23 protein-coding genes and 1 tRNA gene are annotated in these 23,904 nt (G+C 44.1%); 20 read left to right on the top strand and 4 right to left on the bottom strand.

The genetic code is table 11. From position 1 onward, the window contains the following. Positions 1 to 151 precede the first annotated feature (151 nt). Positions 152 to 228 (top strand) — tRNA-Asp (locus PTE_RS18875). 138 nt (positions 229 to 366) lie between these two features. Further along, positions 367 to 1,149: an endonuclease/exonuclease/phosphatase family protein gene (locus PTE_RS18880; RefSeq protein WP_051477460.1), complete on the top strand. Its 783-nt coding sequence runs from the start codon at positions 367 to 369 to the stop codon at positions 1,147 to 1,149. 303 nt (positions 1,150 to 1,452) lie between these two features. Here the strand turns inward: PTE_RS18880 and PTE_RS18885 are convergent, their stop codons facing one another. Then, a complete protein-coding gene (locus tag PTE_RS18885) occupies positions 1,453 to 2,835 on the bottom strand; it encodes an amino acid permease (protein ID WP_036849622.1) in 1,383 nt (460 codons plus the stop codon). 170 nt (positions 2,836 to 3,005) lie between these two features. Here PTE_RS18885 and queE point away from each other — a divergent pair, with 170 nt between their 5' ends. After that, positions 3,006 to 3,677 carry a 7-carboxy-7-deazaguanine synthase QueE gene (gene queE / locus PTE_RS18890; RefSeq protein WP_036850163.1) on the top strand — a complete coding sequence of 224 codons (672 nt, stop codon included), beginning with the start codon at positions 3,006 to 3,008 and terminating at the stop codon, positions 3,675 to 3,677. A 41-nt stretch (positions 3,678 to 3,718) separates the two neighbouring features. Here queE and queD read toward each other — a convergent pair whose 3' ends face one another. After that, positions 3,719 to 4,081 (bottom strand): 6-carboxytetrahydropterin synthase QueD, encoded by a 363-nt coding sequence (gene queD / locus PTE_RS18895; RefSeq protein ID WP_036849623.1) that lies wholly within the window; start codon positions 4,079 to 4,081, stop codon positions 3,719 to 3,721. A gap of 267 nt (positions 4,082 to 4,348) precedes the next feature. On the opposite strand from queD, the gene cysJ reads away from it, so the two are divergent. The 17 genes from cysJ (at position 4,349) to PTE_RS24020 (ending at position 20,243) form a co-directional block, all read left to right on the top strand. Next, entirely contained in the window at positions 4,349 to 6,151 is a 1,803-nt protein-coding gene (gene cysJ, locus PTE_RS18900) for an NADPH-dependent assimilatory sulfite reductase flavoprotein subunit (RefSeq protein WP_036849624.1), read from the top strand. Further along, positions 6,151 to 7,881, top strand: coding sequence for an assimilatory sulfite reductase (NADPH) hemoprotein subunit (cysI, locus tag PTE_RS18905; RefSeq protein WP_036849625.1), 1,731 nt, complete (start codon positions 6,151 to 6,153; stop codon positions 7,879 to 7,881). The genes cysJ and cysI overlap by 1 nt, the downstream gene beginning before the upstream one ends. Next, the gene (locus PTE_RS18910) at positions 7,878 to 8,612 is read left to right on the top strand and encodes a phosphoadenylyl-sulfate reductase (protein WP_036849626.1); all 735 of its coding nucleotides are present in this window, start codon (positions 7,878 to 7,880) and stop codon (positions 8,610 to 8,612) included. Before cysI ends, PTE_RS18910 begins: the two co-directional genes overlap by 4 nt. 292 nt (positions 8,613 to 8,904) lie before the next feature. Then, positions 8,905 to 10,317: a siroheme synthase CysG gene (cysG, locus tag PTE_RS18915; RefSeq protein ID WP_036849627.1), complete on the top strand. Its 1,413-nt coding sequence runs from the start codon at positions 8,905 to 8,907 to the stop codon at positions 10,315 to 10,317. 9 nt (positions 10,318 to 10,326) lie between these two features. Further along, positions 10,327 to 11,235, top strand: a complete 909-nt coding sequence (cysD, locus tag PTE_RS18920; protein ID WP_036849628.1) for a sulfate adenylyltransferase subunit CysD — start codon at positions 10,327 to 10,329, stop codon at positions 11,233 to 11,235. Between the two features lie 11 nt (positions 11,236 to 11,246). Beyond that, the gene (gene cysN, locus PTE_RS18925; RefSeq protein ID WP_036849629.1) at positions 11,247 to 12,689 is read left to right on the top strand and encodes a sulfate adenylyltransferase subunit CysN; all 1,443 of its coding nucleotides are present in this window, start codon (positions 11,247 to 11,249) and stop codon (positions 12,687 to 12,689) included. A gap of 1 nt (position 12,690) precedes the next feature. Next, a complete protein-coding gene (gene cysC / locus PTE_RS18930) occupies positions 12,691 to 13,326 on the top strand; it encodes an adenylyl-sulfate kinase (protein WP_036849630.1) in 636 nt (211 codons plus the stop codon). Positions 13,327 to 13,471: 145 nt separating this feature from the next. Then, positions 13,472 to 13,792, top strand: a complete 321-nt coding sequence (gene ftsB, locus PTE_RS18935) for a cell division protein FtsB (protein WP_036849631.1) — start codon at positions 13,472 to 13,474, stop codon at positions 13,790 to 13,792. 5 nt (positions 13,793 to 13,797) lie between these two features. Continuing rightward, entirely contained in the window at positions 13,798 to 14,529 is a 732-nt protein-coding gene (gene ispD / locus PTE_RS18940; RefSeq protein WP_036849632.1) for a 2-C-methyl-D-erythritol 4-phosphate cytidylyltransferase, read from the top strand. Between the two features lie 13 nt (positions 14,530 to 14,542). After that, entirely contained in the window at positions 14,543 to 15,016 is a 474-nt protein-coding gene (gene ispF / locus PTE_RS18945) for a 2-C-methyl-D-erythritol 2,4-cyclodiphosphate synthase (RefSeq protein ID WP_036841446.1), read from the top strand. Positions 15,017 to 15,019: 3 nt separating this feature from the next. Continuing rightward, positions 15,020 to 16,069: a tRNA pseudouridine(13) synthase TruD gene (truD, locus tag PTE_RS18950; protein WP_036849633.1), complete on the top strand. Its 1,050-nt coding sequence runs from the start codon at positions 15,020 to 15,022 to the stop codon at positions 16,067 to 16,069. After that, positions 16,047 to 16,811 carry a 5'/3'-nucleotidase SurE gene (gene surE / locus PTE_RS18955; protein ID WP_036849634.1) on the top strand — a complete coding sequence of 255 codons (765 nt, stop codon included), beginning with the start codon at positions 16,047 to 16,049 and terminating at the stop codon, positions 16,809 to 16,811. Before truD ends, surE begins: the two co-directional genes overlap by 23 nt. Continuing rightward, positions 16,805 to 17,431: a protein-L-isoaspartate(D-aspartate) O-methyltransferase gene (locus PTE_RS18960; protein ID WP_021323170.1), complete on the top strand. Its 627-nt coding sequence runs from the start codon at positions 16,805 to 16,807 to the stop codon at positions 17,429 to 17,431. Before surE ends, PTE_RS18960 begins: the two co-directional genes overlap by 7 nt. A 170-nt stretch (positions 17,432 to 17,601) precedes the next feature. After that, positions 17,602 to 18,579, top strand: coding sequence for a murein hydrolase activator NlpD (nlpD, locus tag PTE_RS18965; protein ID WP_245219073.1), 978 nt, complete (start codon positions 17,602 to 17,604; stop codon positions 18,577 to 18,579). Between the two features lie 51 nt (positions 18,580 to 18,630). Then, positions 18,631 to 19,629: an RNA polymerase sigma factor RpoS gene (rpoS, locus tag PTE_RS18970; protein WP_036849636.1), complete on the top strand. Its 999-nt coding sequence runs from the start codon at positions 18,631 to 18,633 to the stop codon at positions 19,627 to 19,629. Between the two features lie 222 nt (positions 19,630 to 19,851). Continuing rightward, positions 19,852 to 20,067, top strand: a complete 216-nt coding sequence (locus PTE_RS18975; protein WP_241826143.1) for a type II toxin-antitoxin system RelE/ParE family toxin — start codon at positions 19,852 to 19,854, stop codon at positions 20,065 to 20,067. Continuing rightward, the gene (locus PTE_RS24020) at positions 20,067 to 20,243 is read left to right on the top strand and encodes a HigA family addiction module antitoxin (protein ID WP_070974865.1); all 177 of its coding nucleotides are present in this window, start codon (positions 20,067 to 20,069) and stop codon (positions 20,241 to 20,243) included. The genes PTE_RS18975 and PTE_RS24020 overlap by 1 nt, the downstream gene beginning before the upstream one ends. Positions 20,244 to 20,340: 97 nt before the next feature. Here PTE_RS24020 and miaE read toward each other — a convergent pair whose 3' ends face one another. Both miaE and mutS read right to left on the bottom strand, forming a co-directional pair. After that, entirely contained in the window at positions 20,341 to 21,102 is a 762-nt protein-coding gene (gene miaE / locus PTE_RS18985; protein WP_036849637.1) for a tRNA isopentenyl-2-thiomethyl-A-37 hydroxylase MiaE, read from the bottom strand. A gap of 4 nt (positions 21,103 to 21,106) precedes the next feature. After that, positions 21,107 to 23,662, bottom strand: a complete 2,556-nt coding sequence (mutS, locus tag PTE_RS18990; protein ID WP_036849638.1) for a DNA mismatch repair protein MutS — start codon at positions 23,660 to 23,662, stop codon at positions 21,107 to 21,109. Positions 23,663 to 23,904: the final 242 nt, after the last annotated feature.

The following is a 23,904-nucleotide window of genomic DNA, read 5'->3' on the forward strand; positions in this document are numbered from 1 at the left end:
AGAAAGTAGGGCAAAATCGCAGAGGGTGATTTTGAACGTCGCGAAAAGCGGCGGTCCGAAGGGCGAATGGCAGAAGGGCCATTTGTAAACTGCCCTGATTGGCATTGAAATTTTATGTTGTGGTAACGACATAGAGGACAAGAAATTCGGTGGTGCGGTAGTTCAGTTGGTTAGAATACCGGCCTGTCACGCCGGGGGTCGCGGGTTCGAGCCCCGTCCGCACCGCCACTTAATTTCTAGAGAAACCCTGAGAGAAATCTCAGGGTTTTTTCTGTTTAATAAATATTAAAATCAATAATTCCCTCATTATATTTGATAGAATCAGATGGTTTTAATATTACGTTCTGCATTGAAGAGGTTTTTCACGTGATAAAGAAAACCTATGCAATAAGATATGTCGCAGGGCAACCTGTTGAACGTGTCTTTCCGATGTCAACTCATCAGCTTGGACGGTCATTACCTGTAGGTATCCCTTTGATTACTGATACAAATGAGCTTAGGGTTGTTGTATGGAATATTTATAAACAGCAGCGCCCTTCATGGAGAAAGGTTTTGAAGGAGCTTACTAATGAAAGCCAGTTAATTTTATTGCAAGAAGCGCAGACAACTCCTGATTTAGTTGAATTTGCTACTTCAAATTATCTGACAGCTGATCAAGTTCCTGCATTTTTATTGCCTCAACATCCCTCTGGTGTAATGACGCTAGCAACTTCTCATCCTATCTATTGTTGCCCATTGAGAGAGAAAGAGCCTCTTTTACGCTTATCTAAATCAGCTCTCATCACTGTTTATTCTTTACAGGATAATCGCCAGCTGATGGTTATTAATGTACATGCGATAAATTTCAGTTTTGGTGTGGATGTGTATAGCCGTCAGTTGAATAATATTGGTGCTCATGTTCGTTTACATAATGGCCCAGTAATTATGGCTGGTGACTTTAATGCATGGAGTAAGCAACGATTAAATGCTCTTAAGCGTTTTACCGGACATTTACATCTTAAAGAAGTATCTTTTGCTGATGATTGTCGAACAATTGTATTTGGAAGACCTTTAGATTTTATTTTTTATCGAGAGTTAAATGTAGCTAATGCTATTGTTATGCCTACGGATGCTTCTGATCATAATCCTCTTATTGCAAATTTTTATTAATATTTTAAAAATATGTTTATCTATTTTTTATGAAAGATCATTATTTGATTTTTCATTTAACTTATTGAAAGTAAATATAATTAATTTTTTGTTATGTGTAAATGGATTTATATTTCAAAAATAAAAAATCACTCTTATTAAAGTAATATATATCATCATTCCAATTTTGAAAATTTAATAATATAAATAGATTAAAATTATTTAATTTATACTGCTTAACAAAATGATATTAAAATATTAGTTATATCATACTCAAACAGATGAAAATAAATGCCAGATTATTCTGGCATTTATAAGGATGAATTATTTAATTTGGCGGGTTTGGGAAGTGTTTTTCTTTATGCCTAAGAAATAGGTAATTGACAATAAGGCTACCCATGCAATTCCCACAATTAATGCAATACGGGTTTTCTCAAAATAGCCCAGTAATATAATAACAAATACCATAAAGATAATTGTTAATATTGGTGCTATTGGCCACATAGGAACAGGGAATTTTAATGTTTTAACTTCTTCTTTACTCATTTTGCGGCGCATAGCTACCTGAGAAAGCAGGATCATCAGCCATACCCACACAGTGGCAAATGTTGCGATAGAAGCAATGATAACGAAAATTTCATTCGGAAGCAGATAGTTAAGAACAACGCCAATCAGCAGGACGGCTGACATAACTACCACCGTCATCCACGGTACACCATTACGGCTCAGTTTGGTGAATAATTTAGGTGCCTGTCCTTCTTGGGCCATACCATACATCATGCGGCCAGCACCAAAAATATCGCTGTTAATCGCAGAAACTGCGGCAGTAATAACCACAATGTTAAGAATATTAGCCGCAGAATTGATACCTAAACTGGAAAAAATCTGTACGAATGGGCTCCCTTCTTGACCAATTTGATTCCACGGATAGATACACATCAGAATAAACAGGGTCAAGACGTAGAACAGCAAAATACGGAAAGGAACAGCATTGATTGCTTTTGGAATAGTTTTTTCAGGATTTTTAGCTTCGCTGGCAGTGATACCAATGACTTCAATACCACCAAAAGCAAACATCACAATGGCAAGTGAAGCTATTACACCACTAATGCCATTAGGCATAAAACCGCCATATTCCCATAAACTGGAAATTCCGGTTACATGGTCTGTTTCCTGACCGAATCCATATACCATGATAGCCATGCCGCCGATAATCATAGCGATAATTGCGGTAACTTTTACAATAGACAGCCAGAATTCCATTTCACCAAAAATCTTCACATGGCAAAGATTAATTGCGCCAATGAAGCAGACAATACTCAGCACCCAAATCCACTGTTCTACATGAGGGAACCAGAGTTTCATATAAAAGCCGAATGCAGTAACGTCAGCCAGGCAGACAATCAGCATTTCGAATATATAATTCCATCCGGTTAGAAATCCGGCCAAAGGGCCAAGGTAATGGCTGGCATAGTGAGAAAAAGAACCGGCTACTGGGTGGTGAACAGCCATTTCACCTAATGCACGCATCACCATAAATACGGCGGCCCCGCCGATTAAATAGGCGAGTAATACGGCTGGGCCAGCTTGCTGGATAGCAGCTGCGGAGCCATAGAACAGCCCTGTTCCTATTGCGGAGCCTAATGCCATAAAGCGGATGTGCCGCCCGGTTAGACCCCGTTTCAGCTGAGTTTCATTATTCTGCATTATTTATTCCTGTCACTTTCTCAGTGCTAGATATATTTTAAGCACACAATGCCCCGATGAGCTTCATATTAGCCGAGCGAAGCAAACCCTGTACCTTACCATAAAGATTGATGTCCGCGGGATAGATATCTGTAATAATGCATTCCTATCTAATGAAACCAGAGATTTTTATGTTTTACCCGATTAACGAAATATTCCAGACATTGCAGGGAGAAGGTTTTTTTACGGGAGTCCCGGCAATTTTTATTCGTCTGCAAGGGTGTCCGATCGGTTGTAGCTGGTGTGATACTAAACACACCTGGGAAAAAGAAGCCGAAAAGCAACGGGCATTGGAAACAATCTTACTGAAGACGAGTGAAAGCGATAAATGGGGTGAAGCATCACCTAAGCAAATTGCAGCACTGTTTGTTCAACAGGGATATACCGCGCGTCATGTTGTTATTACTGGTGGTGAGCCTTGCCTTTATGATCTTACTCCTTTGACTGAAGAGTTAGAAAGCCTTGGCTATCAATGCCAGATAGAAACCAGTGGTACGTATCATGTTAAATGTTCTGCTGCCACTTGGGTGACAGTTTCGCCAAAAGTTAAAATGCGTGGTGGTTATCAGGTATTGCAGCAAGCTTTGCAGAGAGCTAATGAAATAAAACATCCAGTTGCACGTGAAAGAGACATTGAAGCACTGGATGAGTTATTAGCGATATTGGATGACAACTCATCGCGTATTATTGCATTGCAACCGATTAGCCAGAAAGAAGACGCTACCCGTTTATGTATTGAAACTTGTATTGCGCGCAATTGGCGGCTTTCTATGCAAACACATAAGTATTTGAATATTGCCTGAGAGATTACTGCACTGGAGGTTTCCTGGTGCAGTAATTTGTTTCACTTTCCGCGGAAAATACATCCTGCGTTACAGGTTTCTTTCACCATAACGGCACTGAGTTGTGGAATTGAGGGTTTAACTTTAGCCCAAATCCAGGCTGCCAGTACCTCGCTGGTTGGATTTTCCAGCCCAGGGATATCATTCAGGTAGTGGTGATCTAGCTGTTCCCAAATGGGTTTAAATACAGTTTTTAGATCAGCAAAGTCCATAATCCAACCACTATGAGGATCGACCTCCCCGGTAATTTCCAGTCGAACCATAAATGAGTGCCCATGCAGGCGTCCGCATTTATGACCTTCTGGAACATGTGGCAGGTGGTGGGCGGCTTCAAACTGAAAATCTTTAAAAATAGTTGTGCGCATAGTGGTTCTCCCTGACTTCAAAAAACCCGCTATTCTACCTGATCCTCTGAATTAAACCCGGTTTTTTCCTTTTTTTGCCATTGCCCTTATTAACTGTTTTATAGATATATTAAATCTGTAAATATGGTTAGGCGTTTTGGTTATTTGATATTGCGATAGTTTCTTTAAATAGTGACAAGTCGCTGAGATAACCTTACTAACTACCCCTATTTATTTTCTTGACTAAAGATAACAGACATTGGTAATCGTAAAGGGCAGCACAGGATAATGAGCATAAAACCACCTTCAATTTCATTTCTGCCGGTTTCGCCTGAACAGCTAGCGCGTTTGCAATCGGCAATTGGGGATTTTTCACCGAATCAGTTAGCTTGGCTGTCTGGTTATTTTTGGGGAATGACGAATCAACAGCCAAAGGTTCAGTCTGTGGCTCCAGCGATTCCGGCACAGGAGACGATTACATTAATCTCAGCTTCACAAACAGGTAATGCCCGTCGTTTAGCTGAACAGCTTCGTGATGATCTGTTGGCAGAGAAGCTCAATGTTAATCTGTTCAATGCCGGTGATTATAAATTCAAACAAATTGCTCAAGAGAAAATGCTCATCGTTGTTGCTTCCACGCAAGGTGAAGGAGAACCCGCCGAAGAAGCGATTGCATTATATAAATATCTCTATTCTAAAAAGGCGCCGAAGCTGAGTGATACTGAGTTTGCTGTTTTTGGTCTGGGTGATACTTCTTATGAGAAATTCTGTCAGGCAGGAAAAGATTTTGATAATCGTCTGAATGAATTGGGGGCTAAACGGCTTCTGGATCGTGTCGATAGTGATGTGGAATATCAGGAGGCGGCGGCTCAGTGGCGTAAGCGATTAACTGAAATCTTGAAACAGCGTATTCCTGCGCAGACAAATACAGCGATTACTTCTGTACAGAGCGAATCGGTACATGAAGTTTTTTCAACTTCGTATACTAAGCAGGCACCATTGACAGCGGCCTTAGCAACCCGTCAGAAAATAACGGGCCGTGGTTCTGATAAAGATGTTCGCCATATTGAAATTGATCTGGGAGATTCAGGTCTGCGTTATCAACCGGGTGATGCTTTGGGGGTCTGGTTTAAAAATGATCCGGCTCTGGTGGATGAATTGTTGAATCTACTCTGGTTGGCAGGAACCGAGCAGGTTGAAGTTAATGGTCAGACATTACCATTAAGGGAAGCACTGATCAGCCATGTTGAGCTAACCCAAAACACCAGCTTGATTGTAGAAAAATATGCTGTGCTGGCAAAAAATGAAAAATTACTGTCTCTGATTGCCGATAAACAGGCATTACAGCAATACGCTCACAATAAACCTATTGCCGATATGGTCAGAGAGGCTGCTTCTCAGCCAGAAGCTCAGCAGGTTATTGATTTATTGCGGCCTTTAACGCCAAGGCTTTATTCAATTTCTTCCTCTCAGGCTGAAGTAGAAAATGAAGTTCATATTACCGTCGGTGTTGTTCGTTATGAAATTGATGGCCGGGCCCGCACCGGTGGCGCATCCGGCTATTTGGCAGATCGCTTACAGGAAGAGGGTGAAATTCGTATTTTTATCGAGCATAACGACAATTTTCGTCTGCCTGTTGATCCGCAAACACCTGTCATCATGATTGGGCCGGGAACTGGAATTGCGCCATTCCGGGCATTTATGCAGCAAAGAGATGCAGATGGTGCTGAGGGGAAAAATTGGCTGTTCTTTGGTAATCCACATTTTACGGAAGATTTTCTCTATCAAGTGGAGTGGCAGCGTTATGTCAAAGATGGCCTGTTGACTCGTATTGATCTGGCGTGGTCCCGTGATCAGCAGCATAAAGTTTATGTTCAGGACAAATTGCGTGAGCAGGGCGAAGAAGTGTGGCGTTGGATAAAGGAAGGGGCACATCTGTATGTATGTGGTGATGCAAACCGCATGGCGAAAGATGTGGAACATGCGTTGCTGGATATTATTTCTGAGTATGGTGGCATGGATACCGAACAGGCAGATGAATTCTTAAGTGAACTGCGCCTTGAGCGCCGTTATCAGAGGGATGTGTACTAATGAGTGATAAACAACATGGTCCTTTGATTGTCGAAGGTAAACTGGCTGATAGTGAGCGTATGAAGCAGGCGAGTAACTTCCTGCGAGGTACAATTAGTGAAGATTTAACCAATGGCTTAACGGGCGGTTTTGCAGGGGATAATTTCCTGCTGATTCGTTTTCATGGCATGTATCAGCAGGATGATCGTGATATCCGTGCTGAACGGGCAGAGCAAAAACTGGAGCCACGCCATGCGATGATGTTGCGCTGTCGTCTGCCGGGTGGCGTGATTACGCCACAGCAATGGTTGGGTATTGATAAGTTTGCTGAAGAGAACACTCTGTATGGCAGCATCCGGTTGACTAACCGTCAGACATTTCAATTTCATGGTATTTTGAAAGGGGATGTAAAACCTGCACATCAATTACTGAATCAGGTTGGTCTGGATTCGCTTGCGACAGCGAATGACGTTAACCGAAATGTGCTTTGTACTTCGAATCCTATTCAATCAGAGCTGCATCAGCAAGCCTACGAATGGGCAAAGAAAATTTCAGAACATTTGCTGCCACGCACCCGAGCTTATGCTGAACTCTGGCTGGATAAAGAAAAAGTCGCAACTACTGATGAAGAGCCGATTCTTGGTGCTACTTATTTGCCTCGTAAATTTAAAACCACGGTTGTTATCCCTCCCCAGAATGATGTTGATCTACATGCTAACGATCTGAACTTCGTTGCCATTTCAGAAGGTGGCAGACTGATTGGTTTTAACGTGCTGGTGGGTGGTGGTTTGGCGATGACTCACGGCGATAAAAATACCTATCCACGAATGGCGAGTGAATTTGGTTATATTCCGCTTGAGCATACATTGGCGATTGCTGAATCTGTGGTGACCACTCAGCGTGACTGGGGTAACCGGACCGAGCGTAAAAACGCTAAAACCAAGTATACGTTGGAGCGGGTTGGCGTTGACACTTTTAAAGAGGAAGTGGAAAAACGTGCGGGCGTGAAATTTGAAGCAATCCGGCCTTATGAATTTACTGGCCGTGGTGATCAAATTGGCTGGCTAAAAGGAATCGATGATAAATGGCATTTGACGCTGTTTATTGAGAATGGTCGCCTTTTGGACTATCCGGGCAGGCCACTGAAAAGTGGCGTTGCCGAAATTGCAAAAATCCACAAAGGGGATTTTCGCCTGACAGCCAACCAAAACTTAGTTATTGCTGGTATTCCTGAAAGTGAAAAACAGCGCATTGAAACTATCGCCCGAGAACATGGGCTGATTGATGATAAAACCACCGTTCAGCGTGAAAACTCAATGGCTTGTGTCTCTTTCCCAACTTGTCCATTGGCAATGGCTGAGGCTGAACGTTTTTTGCCGGAGTTTGTCACTCATGTTGAACAACTGATGAATAAACACGGTATTGATGATGAACATATTGTTTTGCGGGTGACGGGTTGCCCGAATGGTTGTGGCAGAGCTATGTTGGCGGAAGTGGGGTTGGTGGGTAAAGCGCTTGATCGCTATAACCTTCATCTTGGTGGAAACCGGATCGGCACTCGTATTCCACGAATGTATAAAGAAAATATCAGTTCTGAAGCGATCTTATCCATCATGGATGAACTTATCGGGCGCTGGGCGATAGGGAGGCAACTAAATGAAGGCTTTGGCGATTTCCTGATCCGTACCGATATTATCAAACCGGTATTGGATGCGGCCCGCGATTTTTACGATTGGCAGGAGGCGGTATGAGCCAACTCAGCTTATCACAATTGGTTGGAGTGGCGACAGAACAGCAGGAGGCATCACTGGTTGAAATTAATCAGCGACTTGAAATTATGGATGCTCATCAGCGGGTAAATTGGGCATTGGAGAATTTGCCGGGGGAGTTTGTTCTTTCTTCCAGTTTTGGCATTCAGGCGGCGGTATGTCTTCACTTAGTGGCACAGGAATACCCGGATATTCCTGTCATTCTTACTGATACCGGCTATTTGTTCCCTGAAACTTATCAATTCATAGATAAATTAACAATGCAACTGAAACTGAATCTGCAAGTATTCAGTGCTGAACACTCTCCAGCCTGGCAAGAAGCTCGTTATGGAAAATTGTGGGAACAAGGTGTAGAGGGAATAGAACGTTACAATCAGATTAATAAAGTTGAACCGATGAATCGGGCTTTGAAAAATCTGAGAGCACAAAGTTGGTTTGCTGGTTTACGCCGCCAGCAATCTGAAAGCCGATCAAAATTACCGGTTTTGTCTGTACAGCGTGGCGTATTTAAGATCTTGCCGATTATCGACTGGGATAACAAACATGTGCATCAATATCTTACAAAGCATGGCTTGGAATATCATCCATTATGGGAACAGGGTTATCTCTCTGTTGGTGACATCCATACAACCCAAAAATGGGAACCGGGCATGAGTGAAGAACAAACCCGTTTCTTTGGCTTGAAGCGAGAATGTGGGTTACATGAAAATTAAAAAACCGGATATTTCCTAAGTGGAATTAATGATAAAGCCCTCGCTTTGTTTTAGGGCGAGGGTGATTATTAATATAAATAACAGCCGGTTGCCCCGCTACTGTCATTATATTTTGTTCTTTCATTTTCATCCTCATGCAATCTAATGAAAAGTTATTCTAGAGAGGTTACCTATATTCCATTACAGAACAATTAATTCCTTTTTGTCATTTTATAACTTTACCACCGACTCATATATTCATTCGAAACAGTTTCAGTACTTATAAATATTTCACTGGATACCAAGGGCAATTGTGGATTACTTACCGATATTTGTTGAGTTAAAAGGGCGGCTTGTATTACTTGTCGGTGGTGGAGAGGTGGCCGCACGTAAGGCGACTCTACTACTACGGGCAGGTGCATTATTACAGGTTGTAGCGCCTGAATTATGCTCTGAATTACAACAGCGTTATCAAGCTGGTGAACTGGAATGGTATAAGAGAGCGTTCCAGCCTGAATATCTTGATGGCATTTTTCTGGTGATTGCAGCGACTGATGATTACGGTCTAAATCATCAGGTTTTTACCGAGGCGGATAAGCGCGGTATTTTGGTCAATGTCGTTGATGATCAATCTCATTGCTCATTTATTTTTCCATCAATTATCGATCGTTCTCCTGTTTTAGTGGCGATTTCATCGGCAGGAAAAGCGCCGGTATTAGCGCGTTTAATCCGCGAGAAACTGGAAGCATTACTGCCTTCCAGCCTTGGTATGATGGCAAACATTGCCGGGAAGTGGCGCGAGCGGGTGAAACAGCGATTAACTTCCATGCGCCAGCGTCGTTCTTTTTGGGAACAGGCTTTTAATGGTCGTTTCGCTATGTTGGTTGCAAACGGTCAGATCCAACAGGCGGAAGAGCAACTTGAGCAACAGCTGGAACAGCCTGATTCACCGGGAGAATTGGCTCTGGTCGGTGCAGGTCCAGGTGATCCGGGATTACTGACGTTAAAGGGATTACAGGTTATTCAGCAGGCTGATGTGGTGCTTTATGATCATCTGGTCAGCAGTGAAGTGCTGGATCTGGTTCGCCGGGATGCAGATAAAATTTGCGTTGGTAAAAGAGCGGGTAATCACTCGGTTTCTCAGGAAGAAACTAACCAATTGATAATGAAATTTGCCAGACAGGGGAAAAAAGTGGTTCGCCTTAAAGGTGGTGATCCCTTTATTTTTGGCCGTGGTGGTGAGGAGTTACAGGTTGCGGCATCAGCAGGGATTCCTTTTCAGGTTGTACCGGGAATTACCGCCGCTATTGGAGCGACTGCTTACGCGGGAATTCCGCTGACTCACCGGGAGCACTCGCAGAGTATCACTTTTATTACAGGTCATTGCCGGGAAAATGGTAATGAGCTGGATTGGCAGGCTTTGGCCAAAGGCAATCAGACTCTGGCGATTTATATGGGGACGGTGAAATCCGCCTTGATAAGTCATCAATTAATTTTACATGGGCGGGCGGAAGATACACCCGTAGCTGTTATCGGTTGTGGTACTCGTCCAGAGCAGCAAGTGTTGACAGGCACTTTGCTGGAACTGGAACAGTTAGCACAGCAGGCACCGTCACCGGCGTTACTGGTAGTGGGGGAGGTAGTTCAACTCCACCATCAGATAGCCTGGTTTGGGCAACAACCTATTGCCAAGATAAGCCGTCCGACAGTAGTCGATTTTGCATAAGGAGTGGTAATGGACGAGAAAAGATTGACACACTTGCAGCAACTTGAAGCTGAAAGTATCCATATTATACGAGAAGTGGCCGCAGAGTTTGAAAACCCAGTGATGCTTTACTCTATTGGTAAAGATTCTTCGGTCATGCTTCATCTTGCACGCAAGGCGTTCTATCCGGGAACCTTACCATTTCCTTTGCTGCACGTGGATACGGGCTGGAAATTCCGCGAAATGTACGAGTTTCGTGATCGTACCGCGAAGAATTACGGCTTTGAACTATTGGTGTATCGCAACCCGCAAGGGGAAGCAATGGGAATCAATCCATTTGTGCATGGTAGCGCCAAACATACCGACATCATGAAAACGGAAGGGTTAAAACAGGCACTGGATAAATATGGTTTTGATGCGGCTTTCGGTGGTGCCCGGCGTGATGAAGAAAAATCACGTGCTAAAGAGCGTATTTATTCATTCCGTGATCGCTCACATCGTTGGGATCCTAAAAACCAGCGTCCTGAATTGTGGCGCAATTACAACGGCCAGATTAACAAAGGTGAAAGCATTCGCGTATTCCCACTTTCCAACTGGACTGAACTGGATGTTTGGCAATATATCTATCTGGAACAAATTGATATCGTTCCTCTTTATTTTGCTAAACCGCGTCCGGTAATAGAGCGTGATGGCACGTTGATTATGGTTGATGACGACCGGATCAATTTGAAACCTGGCGAAGTTATCAGTCAACGCAAAGTTCGTTTCCGCACTCTTGGTTGCTGGCCGCTGACGGGGGCCGTGAAATCTGATGCTGAAACATTGCCGGAAATTATTGAAGAGATGCTGATATCCACGACCAGTGAGCGGCAAGGGCGGCTGATTGACAGTGATCAATCTGCTTCTATGGAACTGAAAAAACGTCAAGGTTATTTCTAAGGAGAACAACCATGCCTGCACTTGCACAAAATGAAGTTATTGCTGATCAAATTAAACAACAGGGTGGTGTGGAGGCCTATCTGCGTGCTCAACAGGATAAGGGATTATTGCGTTTCCTGACTTGTGGCAGTGTGGATGATGGCAAAAGTACCCTGATTGGCCGTCTGTTACATGATACCCGTCAGATCTACGAAGATCAGCTTTCAACCTTGCAGAATGACAGTAAACGAATCGGTACTCAGGGTGAAAAATTGGATTTGGCTTTGCTGGTGGATGGTCTCGCCGCGGAGCGCGAACAGGGCATCACCATTGATGTCGCTTATCGCTACTTTTCCACCGAAAAACGCAAATTTATTATTGCCGACACGCCGGGACATGAACAATACACCCGCAATATGGCGACAGGTGCATCGACCTGTGATCTTTCGATTCTGTTGATTGATGCCCGTAAAGGTGTTCAGGAGCAGACCCGTCGTCACAGTTTTATCAGTACCTTGCTGGGGATCCGCCACTTGGTGGTTGCGGTGAATAAAATGGATCTGATGGAATACAGGCAGGAGGTTTTTGACCTGATAAAACAAGATTATTTGAACTTTGCCGCGCAGTTGCCGACAGATTTGAAAATTTATTTTGTTCCGATCTCTGCACTTGATGGCGATAACATTGTCACCAGAAGTACCAATATGGTCTGGTATGAAGGACCCGCATTGCTGGATATTCTCGAAACCGCAGATGTAAAGAAAGAAGCTTCGAAGCAGTTACTGCGCTTCCCGGTACAGTATGTCAGCCGGCCTGATCTCGATTTTCGTGGTTACAGCGGTACACTTTCATCTGGGATTTTACGCAAAGGGCAGAGGATTAAAGTCATGCCATCTGGTGTCACCTCGCAAGTAGAGCGGATCGTGACTTTTGATGGTGATTTGGATTTTGCTGTCCCTGGTGAAGCAATTACCGTGGTGCTGAAAGATGAAATTGATATCAGCCGGGGCGATCTCCTGATTTATGCTGATGATGAGATGACGGTTACCCGGCATGCGTTGGTGGATGTCGTGTGGATGTCTGAACAGCCTTTGGTGCAAGGACAAAATCTTGATATCAAAGTGGCGGGTAAAAAGAGCCGTGGGAAAGTTGAGAATATCCAGTATCAGGTGGATATTACGAACCTGACACAACGGGTGGCTGTTGATTTACCATTGAATGCCATCGGATCAGTAGAGTTTTCTTTTGAAGAGCTATTAATGCTCGATAGTTATCAGCAAAATAGTGACACTGGCGGCATTATCTTTATTGATCGGCTGACTAATGTCACGGTTGGTGCTGGTTTGGTGCGTGAAATTCAGACAGATGTTTATGAAGGGCCAAAAGAATTCAGCGAATTTGAACTGGAGTTGAATCGGTTAATTCGCCGCCATTTCCCCCATTGGGGGGCCAGAGATTTACTGGGAGGTAAATAAATTGGCAGAAGGAATTGAAAATTTGGCGTCAGAAAATGTTGTCTGGCATCCATATCAACTGACCAGAGAGCGACGGGAAGCAGAAAATGGGCATCCCGCATTGGTTATTTGGTTCACTGGCTTATCGGGTTCAGGTAAATCCACGGTGGCTGGGGCTTTAGAGCAAGCCCTGTTTCAACGGGGAATAAAAACGTATCTGCTTGATGGTGATAACTTGCGTCATGGTCTTTGCAGTGATTTAGGTTTTTCAGAACAGGACAGGCAGGAGAATATTCGCCGTGTGGGTGAAGTCGCCAATCTGATGGTAGATGCGGGTTTAGTCGTACTGACCGCTTTTATTTCTCCTCATAAAGCAGAAAGGCAAAAGGTTCGTGAATTGCTGGAACCGGGGCAATTTATTGAAGTTTTTGTCGATACACCATTGGAAATTTGCGAATCCCGTGATCCTAAGGGATTGTACAAAAAAGCCCGTGCGGGTGAAATCCGTCATTTCACAGGGATTGATTCAGCCTATGAGATTCCCGATAACCCGGAAATTTATCTTTCAGGCCAACAACCTATTGAAGTATCAGTGGAGCAGTTGCTGGTGGAGTTGAAAAAGAACGGCATTATACGTTCAGGGGTTAATGGCGTATAACATCAACATAAGCACATTATTGAATCTTCGGTGATGTGCTTATGTCATAACTTTACTCTCAACTATTTTTCCCCCATCCTGTTTTGTGATAGTAGCGTCGCTCTTTGAGTTATGGGATGATTGACGGATATTTCAGGGGGCGGAAATGGGTAAGCTGACGCTACTATTAGTGGTTTTACTCGGATGGTTACAGTATTCACTGTGGCTTGGTAAAAATGGTATTCATGATTATGTACGGGTTAAGAATGATGTTGCTATGGAAGAGAGCAAAAACAGCAAACTTAAAGTGCGTAACGATCAGTTATCGGCGGAAATTGACGATCTTACTGGTGGACAGGAAGCCATTGAAGAGCGATCCCGTAATGAATTGGGTATGATCAAACCAGGTGAAACTTTCTATCGTTTAGTCACTGATAAATCTAAAGAAAATAATTCACGTCCCTCGACTCCAAATAATACTCAATAATTAAAATGAACGATCTATTATTGCATTCCTGTGCTGATATTATTGCTTTGGTACCCGCAGCGGGCATTGGTAGCCGAATGAATTCGGATTGCCCAAAGCAATATCTGTCTATTGCCGGAAAAACTGTTATTGAACATACTCTGGCTGCATTACTTGATCATCCCCGCATTCAACGCGTTGTGGTTGTTTTAAATCCGGCTGATACACTGTTTCAATCTCTTGAGGTTGCATCAAATCCGCGCATTACGACGGTAATCGGTGGGAAGCAGCGGGCAGATTCTGTATTGGCTGGTTTAAATTATCTGGCTAATTTGGCCGGGAATGATAATCGCTGGGTTTTAGTGCATGATGCGGCCCGTCCTTGTTTACACCGTGACGATCTTGAACGTTTGCTACAATTGGCAGAAGCGGATGAACAGGGAAATAGGGCATGTGGTGGTATTCTGGCATCTCCGGTCAGCGATACGATGAAACGTGGACGTGTTGGTCAGGTTATTGACCATACGGTAGAGCGCCAAGATCTCTGGCATGCGCTAACACCGCAGTTTTTTCCACTGGTGTTACTGAGGGATAGCTTATCAAAAGCACTGTCACAACACGCTAATATCACTGACGAAGCTTCTGCACTGGAATATTGTGGCTATCAACCGGTATTGGTTAACGGGCGTTCTGACAATATAAAAGTTACGCGACCCGAGGATTTGGTATTGGCAGAATTTTATCTGTCCAGAAAATGAAGGAACAGACATCATGAGAATCGGACACGGTTTCGATGTGCATAAATTTGGTGGTGAAGGGCCGATTATTATCGGTGGTGTCCGTATCCCTTATGAACAAGGGCTATTGGCGCACTCTGATGGTGATGTTGCTCTCCATGCAGCGACTGACGCCTTGTTAGGGGCGGCGGCATTAGGTGATATCGGGAAATTATTTCCGGATACTGATCCGGCATTTAAAGGTGTGGATAGCCGTAAGTTATTGCGTGAAGCTTATCGTCGTATCAGAGAAAAGGGTTATCGGATCGGTAATTTGGATATTACGATTATTGCTCAGGCACCAAAAATGCTGCCCCATGTCCCACAAATGAGAGTCAATCTGGCGGAAGATCTGCAATGCCACATTGATGATATCAATGTTAAAGCTACAACGACCGAAAAATTGGGATTTGTTGGACGTAAAGAAGGTATTGCTTGCGAAGCGGTGGCTTTGCTGGTTAAGGAATAATTGATGGCATTAGCTGAATTAAATTGGCTGTATGGGCAACCGGAAGCGACGGGGATATTAAAAGCTTCACCGGATGATTTTATCGTCCGTGAAGATTTAGGTTTTTCTCCTGATGGGGAAGGTGAGCACTTGATGGTGCATGTCCGTAAAACGGGTTGTAATACCCAATTTGTTGCAGATAATCTCGCCCGTTTCGCGGGTATACCGCCTAGATCGGTCAGTTATGCAGGTTTAAAAGACCGTAACGCAGTAACAGAACAATGGTTTTGCTTACACTTACCGGGTAAACAGGATCCTGATTTTGCATCGTTTCAGCTTGAAGGATGTGAGGTTCTGGTGACAGATCGTCAGAAACGTAAACTACGTATTGGAGCGTTGAAAGGAAATTCATTTACTCTGATCTTGCGGGAAATCAATCATCACCAGTTTGTTGAAAACAGATTACAACTGATTCAACAAGGTGGGGTTGCTAACTATTTTGGTGAACAGCGTTTTGGGCGGGATGGACAGAATCTGGTTCAGGCGCAACGCTGGGCGGATAATGAAATCCGGGTAAAAGAGAGAAATAAACGCAGCTTTTATCTTTCAGCCAGTCGCAGTGCTATGTTTAATGCGGTGGCGAGTGTGCGGATTGCTCTTGGACAGCAGCAGCAGGTCATTAATGGTGACGCCTTACAATTAACGGGGCGTGGTAGTTGGTTTGTTGCTGACGAAGCCGAGTTGCCTTTATTGCAGCAGCGGGTCACCGACGGAGAGCTACAGATAACCGCGCCACTGCCTGGCAGTGGTGAATTGGGAACACTGCATCAATCTGCGGATTTTGAACGGCAATATTTACAGCCTTATGAATCATTGTGGGAACTTATCAAACGGGAAAGAGTGGATTGCACCCGTAGGGCTATTCTGGTTCGGCCTCAGGATCTGTGTTGGGAATGGCTGGATAATAGCACGGTAAAGATCAGTTTCTGGTTGCCTGCCGGCAGTTTTGCTACCAGTGTGGTCAGGGAAATCATCAATCAGGATCAAAATAATGTTACGAATATTGCTGAGTAATGATGACGGTGTAACTGCACCAGGTATTCAGGTTTTAGCGACAGCATTGCGGGAAAGCTATCATGTACAGATTGTTGCGCCTGATCGTAACCGGAGCGGTGCATCTAATGCACTGACACTTGATCGTTCATTAAGAATTCATACGCTGGCGAATGGGGATATCTCGGTGCTGGATGGCACGCCAACAGATTGTGTTTATCTCGGTGTTAATCGCTTAGTCCTTCCGCGTCCGGAAATTGTTGTTTCTGGTATTAACCGTGGACCCAACCTTGGGGATGATGTGATTTATTCAGGTACTGTTGCTGCCGCGATGGAAGGCCGCCACCTGGGTTTGCCGGCATTGGCCATTTCACTTGATGGCCAATCGCATTATGAAACGGCGGCAGAAATCACATGCCGTTTGCTGCAAATGTTACAAACAACACCTTTGAGAGCGGGTAATATTCTGAATGTGAATGTGCCTGATCTGCCTCTTGAGCAAATTAAAGGTTTCCGGGTGACGCGTTGTGGTAGCCGTCATGCAGCGGAAGAAGTCTACTCTATGCAAGATCCGAAAGGAAACATGCTTTACTGGCTGGGGCCGCCGGGAGATAAACATGATGCGGGGCCTGAAACAGATTTTGCGGCTGTAGAACAGGGATATGTCTCTATTACGCCATTGCAGGTCGATCTGACTGCGTATAAAGCGCAGGGGTTAGTCAGAGACTGGTTAGCTAAAGCTGAGGTTGATGGAGCATGCTAAGTCGGGCAATGAAAAATTTGCTGACACAATTACGCCAGCAGGGAATAGAAGATGAACGTTTACTGGCCGCCATTTCTGCTGTGCCCAGAGAACGTTTTGTCGATGAAGCACTGGCACATAAAGCGTATGAAAATACAGCTTTGCCTATTGGTTATGGGCAAACGATTTCTCAGCCTTATATTGTCGCCCGTATGACTGAACTGCTTCAGTTAACACCTGATGCTAAGGTACTGGAAATTGGTACAGGCTCTGGTTATCAGACGGCAATATTAGCGCATTTAGTCAAACATGTTTTTTCGGTAGAACGGATAAAAGGTTTACAGTGGCAGGCTAAGCGCAGATTAAAACAACTTGATTTGCATAATGTCTCAACCCGTCATGGGGATGGTTGGCAAGGATGGCCATCGCGTGGGTTATTTGATGCGATTATCGTGACTGCGGCTCCTCCATATATCCCACAAGAACTGATGCTCCAGCTTGCTGATGGTGGTGTTATGGTTTTGCCCGTTGGTGAACATACACAAATTCTTAAATCTGTGAAACGTCATGGCAATGGTTTTCATAGTGAAGTGATCGAAGCTGTACGTTTTGTGCCTCTTGTGCAAGGGGAACTGGCTTAAATTCGTAGTCTATTGCAACTATTTTTCAATTAATGGTTATATGCGCTTTAATAAGCGAAATTATTTTCGTTTGGAAATTTTTATGGTTATGTATAACCTTTAAGAGTTATTGATTTTTACGCTTATTATTTGCCGTTATGGGGGAAGAAAGTATGAATTCGGGAAGCCCAATGAAGAAAATACAGCGGATTGTAATTTGTTCATTGATGGGAATCTGGTTAGTCGGTTGTACAAATCCGCCAACTCGCCCAGCGCCTATCACCAGTATTAATCAGGAACAAAGCAGGGGGATCAGTCGCCCGGTAATCTCTTCAGACAGCTCTGCTATATCTACACCAATGCCATCTTCACCTTCGTCAATGAGTGCTACCGGCAGCAATTCACAAGGGAGAATTATTTATGACCGTGATTATGAAAGTATTCCTAAAGGTAGCTATAACGGCAACACTTATACCGTAAGGCACGGTGATACTCTGTTTTATATTGCTTGGATCACGGGGAGTGATTTTCGTGATCTTGCGAGCAAAAATAATATTTCAGAACCTTATAGCCTGACTGTGGGACAGACTTTGAGGACCGGCAGCGGCAGGATGTTAACCACTTATAGCCATAATCAAATTCAAACAACGCTGGTTGATTCTCAATCAACTAATGCGTATCCTGCAAATTCAGGAAAACAGAAAAGTGTAAAAATGTTGCCACAGGCAACTACGTCAACCGTAAACAATACGTATGTAAAATCACCGACGACAACCGCAAGCAGTGGAAACAGCGCTGTCAGCAGTTGGATGTGGCCTGCAGAAGGCAAAGTGATTGAAAATTTCTCTGATACCCAAGGGGGTAACAAAGGGATTGATATTGCTGGTAGCAGTGGTCAGTCAGTATTTGCAACAGCAGGTGGTCGAGTTGTTTACGCCGGAAGCGCCTTACGTGGATATGGAAATCTGATAATTATAAAACATAACGATGACTACCTGAGTGCCTATGCTCATAACGATACAATGCTGGTTCGTGAGCAACAGGACATTAAGGCGGGGCAAAAAATCGCCACTATGGGTAGCACGGGTACCAGCTCTGTAAGATTACACTTTGAAATTCGTTACAAGGGAAAATCCGTAAACCCGCTGCGTTATCTTCCGCAGCGATAAACTGGGCAGAATGCTGAATTCTGCCTGCATTATCATGGGTAGGGGCAGCTTATGAGCCAAAATACGCTGAAAGTTAACGAGTTGTATGATGATGCGGATTTAGATGAAAGTGGTATTGAAGCTGACGACTTCGATGAGAAATTATTGAAGAATGGTGAGGATGACCTAACTGATCTTGAGCATGACTTAGATGTATTGCAGGGTATGAACCAGCGGGTTCTTGATGCGACACAGCTTTATCTCGGCGAGATTGGTTTTTCTCCTTTGTTGACCGCAGAAGAAGAGGTTTTTTTCGCCAGGCGGGCATTACGTGGTGATGTTCTGGCCCGCCAGAGAATGATTGAGAGTAACCTGCGGTTGGTTGTCAAAATCTCCCGTCGTTACAGTAACAGAGGGTTAGCGCTTCTTGATCTGATTGAAGAAGGCAATCTTGGTCTTATCCGTGCTGTTGAAAAATTTGACCCGGAGCGCGGGTTCAGGTTTTCTACCTATGCAACATGGTGGATTCGGCAAACTATTGAACGGGCGATTATGAATCAAACCCGTACTATCCGGTTGCCAATCCATATTGTTAAGGAGCTCAACGTCTATTTGCGTACGGCAAGAGAACTCGCCCATAAATTAGATCATGAACCTAGCCCGGAAGAGATAGCGGAACAACTGGATAAATCGGTTGATGATGTAAGCCGCATGTTGCGGTTAAATGAACGTATCATTTCGGTTGATACACCCATTAGCAGCGATTCCGATAAAGCATTATTGGACGTTTTATCTGATGAGAATGAAACAGGGCCAGAGGGAACAACGCAGGAAGATGATATGAAAAAGAGTATCGTCAAATGGTTGTTTGAGTTGAATTCGAAACAACGTGAAGTATTAGCGCGCCGCTTTGGTCTTTTGGGGTATGAGGCTGAAACTCTGGAAGATGTGGGCAAAGAGATCGGTTTAACAAGGGAAAGAGTGCGTCAGATCCAAGTCGAAGGTTTGCGGCGTTTGAAAGATATTATGCAAACCCAGGGTTTGAATATTGAAGCGTTGTTTCGTACTTAGTTGTTGAATAGTTTGGCTACTTGGGTTCTGAAGAACTATTGTCCATATTTTTGCGTTATTAGTGCTCGGTATTACCAAGTTCTTCAGTACCCGGTAAAATTATCCTAACCCTGTCTGGGATGATGGTGAATCTTAATCAAGGGCTTATAATGACTCCTTTTTCAGGAGTAATTTCATTACTCCCGCTAGTACTACAGCCATAGAACAGGTTCTACAGCCGGTATTAATGTCATGCAAGCTCCAAAGATTGCTACCCGTCTTGAGGTGTTGAATAGAGCTGTAAAAATTGAAGATGTAGATATCCCTGGCTTTTTCTTACACCCACTTGCAGGAAACCGGAATGGTGTGTGGTCTATTACTGTGACAGGGAATTGGCGAATTACCTTTGAGTTGTATGATGGTGATGTCTACATTGTGAACTATGAGGATTACCACTAATGGCTATGATGTTGGTTGTTGGCAAGTCTGATGTTTCGCTAGAAATGGCACTGAAATTATCTGCCGTTATTGGCAGTTCACCTCAAGTTTGGATGGGAATGCAGGTGGATTACGATTTATGGCAGGTAAAACGGCATATTGATGTATCTCACCTTCATCGATTGCAAATAGCTTGATTAATAATTTTAGTGCCCCTAATTTTGAATCACCTCAATTGCTTCGTCATTGGTTTAAAGGTGAGTATAAGCTCACCTTTTTTAATCAATGTTATATTCAAGTTACAGGGATACCACTGTGGAATTTAAAATCGCTATCTGGATTTTGAATCAATTCAGCTTCAACACGGCCAAAATAGTTCACCCGCTCGGTAATATCTTCATTAGCAATAGATTGTGCTAGTGAAAGATAGTCTTGGTAATGGCGAGCTTCAGAGCGAAGTAGTGAGATATAAAATTTACTCAATTCTTCATCAAGATGAGGTGCCAGTTTGGCAAAACGCTCACAGGAGCGTGCCTCAATATAGGCACCAATAATCAGTTTATCCACCAGTGTATAAGGCTCGTGGTTGATGATATGGCTAAGAATGCCTTTAGCATAACGGCTGGCACTGATACTTTCATAGCTAATATTGCGTGCATCCATGATCTCTAGCACCTGATAGAAGTGATGTAATTCTTCTTTAATCAGCAATACCATTTTATCAATCAGATCTTGGCTATATGGTGAATTAGCTTTGGCGGTGATCTGTTTGGTTGCCTGATTTTGGCCTCTTAGTGAATTGAGATCGCCCATTTTCTTGTAAGCAAAATCTTCATAAGGTTTAAACCATGCCAGAAGTGCATCCGCACTTTGCTGATCCACTGCATACTTGCGGATCAAATACATAGCACTCTGTGCTGCTTTCAATTCACATAACAGGTGATCGCGCAGAAGCACAGGTAAATTTTCCGGTTGTTTTGCTTTATCTACCCACAAATCCGGGGTTTCACATTGCAAAAAACGGGATATTGGTTGTAAAAGGTTTTTATCGAACACTTTTTTACACCATATCTTTCAGCCGATAAATCCATTCCAATGCCTGACGGGGAGTCAGAGAGTCTGGATTGAGATTTTCCAATGCTTCAACCGCCGGTGAGGTTTCTTCTGTTAACAACGCAAGTTGCGGTGTATCCACATGACTTGCAGTTGCATTATTGGACAGGGATTCCAGCTCTTTAAGTTTCTGGCGCGCCCGTTTAATCACTTCACGGGGAACGCCAGCGAGGGAAGCAACGGCCAGCCCATAACTCTTACTGGCTGCACCCTCTTGTACACTGTGCATAAAGGCGATGGTATCCCCATGTTCTACCGCATCCAGATGAATATTAACTACACCTTCGAGTTTTTCCGGCAACGTGGTCAGCTCAAAATAGTGAGTTGCAAACAGAGTCATTGCTTTAATGCGGTTTGCCAGATTTTCTGCACATGCCCATGCCAGAGAAAGACCATCGTAAGTTGATGTTCCTCTGCCAATTTCATCCATCAACACCAGGCTTTGTTCGGTCGCATTGTGCAGGATATTGGCAGTTTCCGTCATTTCCACCATAAAGGTTGAACGGCCAGATGCCAGATCATCGGAAGCGCCCACACGGGTAAATATGCGATCAACAGGGCCGATTACCGCTTTTTCAGCAGGCACAAAGCTGCCGATATAAGCCAGAAGTGTAATAAGTGCGGCCTGACGCATATAGGTACTTTTACCGCCCATATTTGGACCGGTAATAATCAGCAGACGTCGCTGCGAGGATAAAGAGAGCGGGTTGGAGATAAATGGCTCACGCAGAACTTGCTCAACAACCGGATGACGACCACCGGTGATTTGAATTCCCGGTTTATCACTCAATGTTGGGCAAACATAATTCAGGGTTTCAGCCCGTTCTGCCAGATTTGCCAGTACGTCAAGTTCAGCCAGTGCTTCGGCACTGGTTTGTAATGCGGCTAAGTGAGGCAGTAATAGATCGAATAATTCTTCATACAGGGCTTTCTCTATTGCTAGGGATTTGCCTTTCGAAGTCAGAACCTTATCTTCATATTCTTTTAACTCAGGGATGATATAACGTTCAGCATTTTTCAGTGTCTGGCGGCGGACATAATGAATGGGCACCAGATGGCTCTGCCCACGACTGACTTGAATATAGTAGCCATGAACACCATTAAAGCCGACTTTCAGAGTATCAATACCCAGTTTTTCTCGTTCGCGGATTTCTAGCTGTTCCAGATAGTTACTGGCACCATCAGCCAGTGTGCGCCACTCATCCAGTTCACTGTTATAACCCGGTGCGATTACGCCACCATCCCGAATCAATACCGGTGGTGTTTCTACAATCGCTTTTTCAAGCAATTCCTGTAACTCATCAAAATTACCAATATTTCGCTGTAATTGTTTGATATATGGCGAATCGGATGAATCCATAATCTGATGGATATCTGGTAGTTGCTGGAATGCATGGCGCATTCTTGCCAGGTCTCGTGGCCGGGCAGAGCGTAGAGCCAAGCGGGCCAATACACGTTCCAGATCACCGACTTGCAGTAAAAATGGCTGCAACTCCAACCCAATTTCCTGCAAGGTAGCAATGGCCTGCTGACGGTTTTCCAGTATCTGGCGATCCCTGACGGGAGCATGCAACCAGCGCTTCAACATTCGGCTACCCATTGGGGTAACACACAGATCAAGAACAGAAGCGAGGGTATTATCAGTACCGCCAGACAGGTTTTGTGTCAGCTCCAGATTACGGCGGGTTGCCGCATCCATAATAACCGTATCTTGCTGACGTTCCACCGTGATGCCACGGATGTGAGGCAACGCTGTGCGCTGAGTATCTTTGACGTATTGCAACAGGCAGCCCGCGGCGCGCAGAGCGAGTGTTGCTTTTTCCACACCAAAACCGACCAGATCACGGGTACCAAATTGCAGATTAAGTTGCTGCTTTGCTGTATCCAGTTCAAATTCCCATAAAGGGCGGCGGCGCAGGCCATGATAATTTTCAATCAAAGCCATATGCTCAAAACTTTCAGGATAGAGCAATTCAACAGGACGGCTACGTTGCAATTCGGCTGACATCGTTTCTTGTTCTGCCGTTTCGGATATTTGGAAACGGCCGGATGTTAAATCCAGCGTGGCATAGCCAAATCCCTGATTATCGTGCCAGATGGCTGCGAGCAGGTTGTCTTGCCGTTCCTGTAATAAAGCTTCATCTGTCACGGTACCGGGGGTAACGATGCGAACGACTTTACGCTCAACCGGGCCTTTGCTGGTGGCAGGATCGCCAACTTGCTCACAGATAGCGACTGACTCACCTAATTGAACCAGTTTAGCTAAATAGTTTTCTACTGCATGATGTGGCACGCCTGCCATTGGAATAGGGTTACCAGCCGATTGGCCTCGCTTGGTCAGCGAAATATCCAGCAATTTTGCGGCTTTTTTAGCATCGTCATAAAAGAGTTCATAGAAATCCCCCATTCTATAAAACAGCAGGATATCGGGATGCTGTGCTTTAAGACGGAGATATTGCTGCATCATGGGCGTGTGGGTATCAAAAGTTTCTGTGTTAATCATGCAGTTGTCTTACGTTAAATTTGTGAATTAATTCTTTTGTTATGGTATCGCACCAAGCTTTAAACTTACACAAGTAAAATCTGGAAGTCATTCGCAAATTGGACTGGATAAATTGTAAGGATTTGAATAGAGCGGAAATAAGGACAGAAAAAGGATTTATTTTGGCCTTTGCGACTTAGGAATAGGTAAAAACGAATGATCGATGAAATGATTGCTCAAAAAATTGACACTTTAACCACCCA

It is taken from the genome of Photorhabdus khanii NC19, from assembly GCF_000517265.1.
GTDB lineage: Bacteria > Pseudomonadota > Gammaproteobacteria > Enterobacterales > Enterobacteriaceae > Photorhabdus > Photorhabdus khanii.

Coding starts and splice junctions, on each gene's coding strand:
- queE (WP_036850163.1), top strand. CDS start 3,006: ATGTTTTACCCGATTAACGAAATATTCCAGACATTGCAGGGAGAAGGT.
- mutS (WP_036849638.1), bottom strand. CDS start 23,662: ATGATTAACACAGAAACTTTTGATACCCACACGCCCATGATGCAGCAA.
- PTE_RS18960 (WP_021323170.1), top strand. CDS start 16,805: ATGCTAAGTCGGGCAATGAAAAATTTGCTGACACAATTACGCCAGCAG.
- PTE_RS18910 (WP_036849626.1), top strand. CDS start 7,878: ATGAGCCAACTCAGCTTATCACAATTGGTTGGAGTGGCGACAGAACAG.
- rpoS (WP_036849636.1), top strand. CDS start 18,631: ATGAGCCAAAATACGCTGAAAGTTAACGAGTTGTATGATGATGCGGAT.
- cysD (WP_036849628.1), top strand. CDS start 10,327: ATGGACGAGAAAAGATTGACACACTTGCAGCAACTTGAAGCTGAAAGT.
- surE (WP_036849634.1), top strand. CDS start 16,047: ATGTTACGAATATTGCTGAGTAATGATGACGGTGTAACTGCACCAGGT.
- cysI (WP_036849625.1), top strand. CDS start 6,151: ATGAGTGATAAACAACATGGTCCTTTGATTGTCGAAGGTAAACTGGCT.
- cysJ (WP_036849624.1), top strand. CDS start 4,349: ATGAGCATAAAACCACCTTCAATTTCATTTCTGCCGGTTTCGCCTGAA.
- ispD (WP_036849632.1), top strand. CDS start 13,798: ATGAACGATCTATTATTGCATTCCTGTGCTGATATTATTGCTTTGGTA.
- PTE_RS18885 (WP_036849622.1), bottom strand. CDS start 2,835: ATGCAGAATAATGAAACTCAGCTGAAACGGGGTCTAACCGGGCGGCAC.
- queD (WP_036849623.1), bottom strand. CDS start 4,081: ATGCGCACAACTATTTTTAAAGATTTTCAGTTTGAAGCCGCCCACCAC.
- ispF (WP_036841446.1), top strand. CDS start 14,543: ATGAGAATCGGACACGGTTTCGATGTGCATAAATTTGGTGGTGAAGGG.
- ftsB (WP_036849631.1), top strand. CDS start 13,472: ATGGGTAAGCTGACGCTACTATTAGTGGTTTTACTCGGATGGTTACAG.
- truD (WP_036849633.1), top strand. CDS start 15,020: ATGGCATTAGCTGAATTAAATTGGCTGTATGGGCAACCGGAAGCGACG.
- PTE_RS24020 (WP_070974865.1), top strand. CDS start 20,067: ATGGCTATGATGTTGGTTGTTGGCAAGTCTGATGTTTCGCTAGAAATG.
- cysN (WP_036849629.1), top strand. CDS start 11,247: ATGCCTGCACTTGCACAAAATGAAGTTATTGCTGATCAAATTAAACAA.
- nlpD (WP_245219073.1), top strand. CDS start 17,602: ATGAAGAAAATACAGCGGATTGTAATTTGTTCATTGATGGGAATCTGG.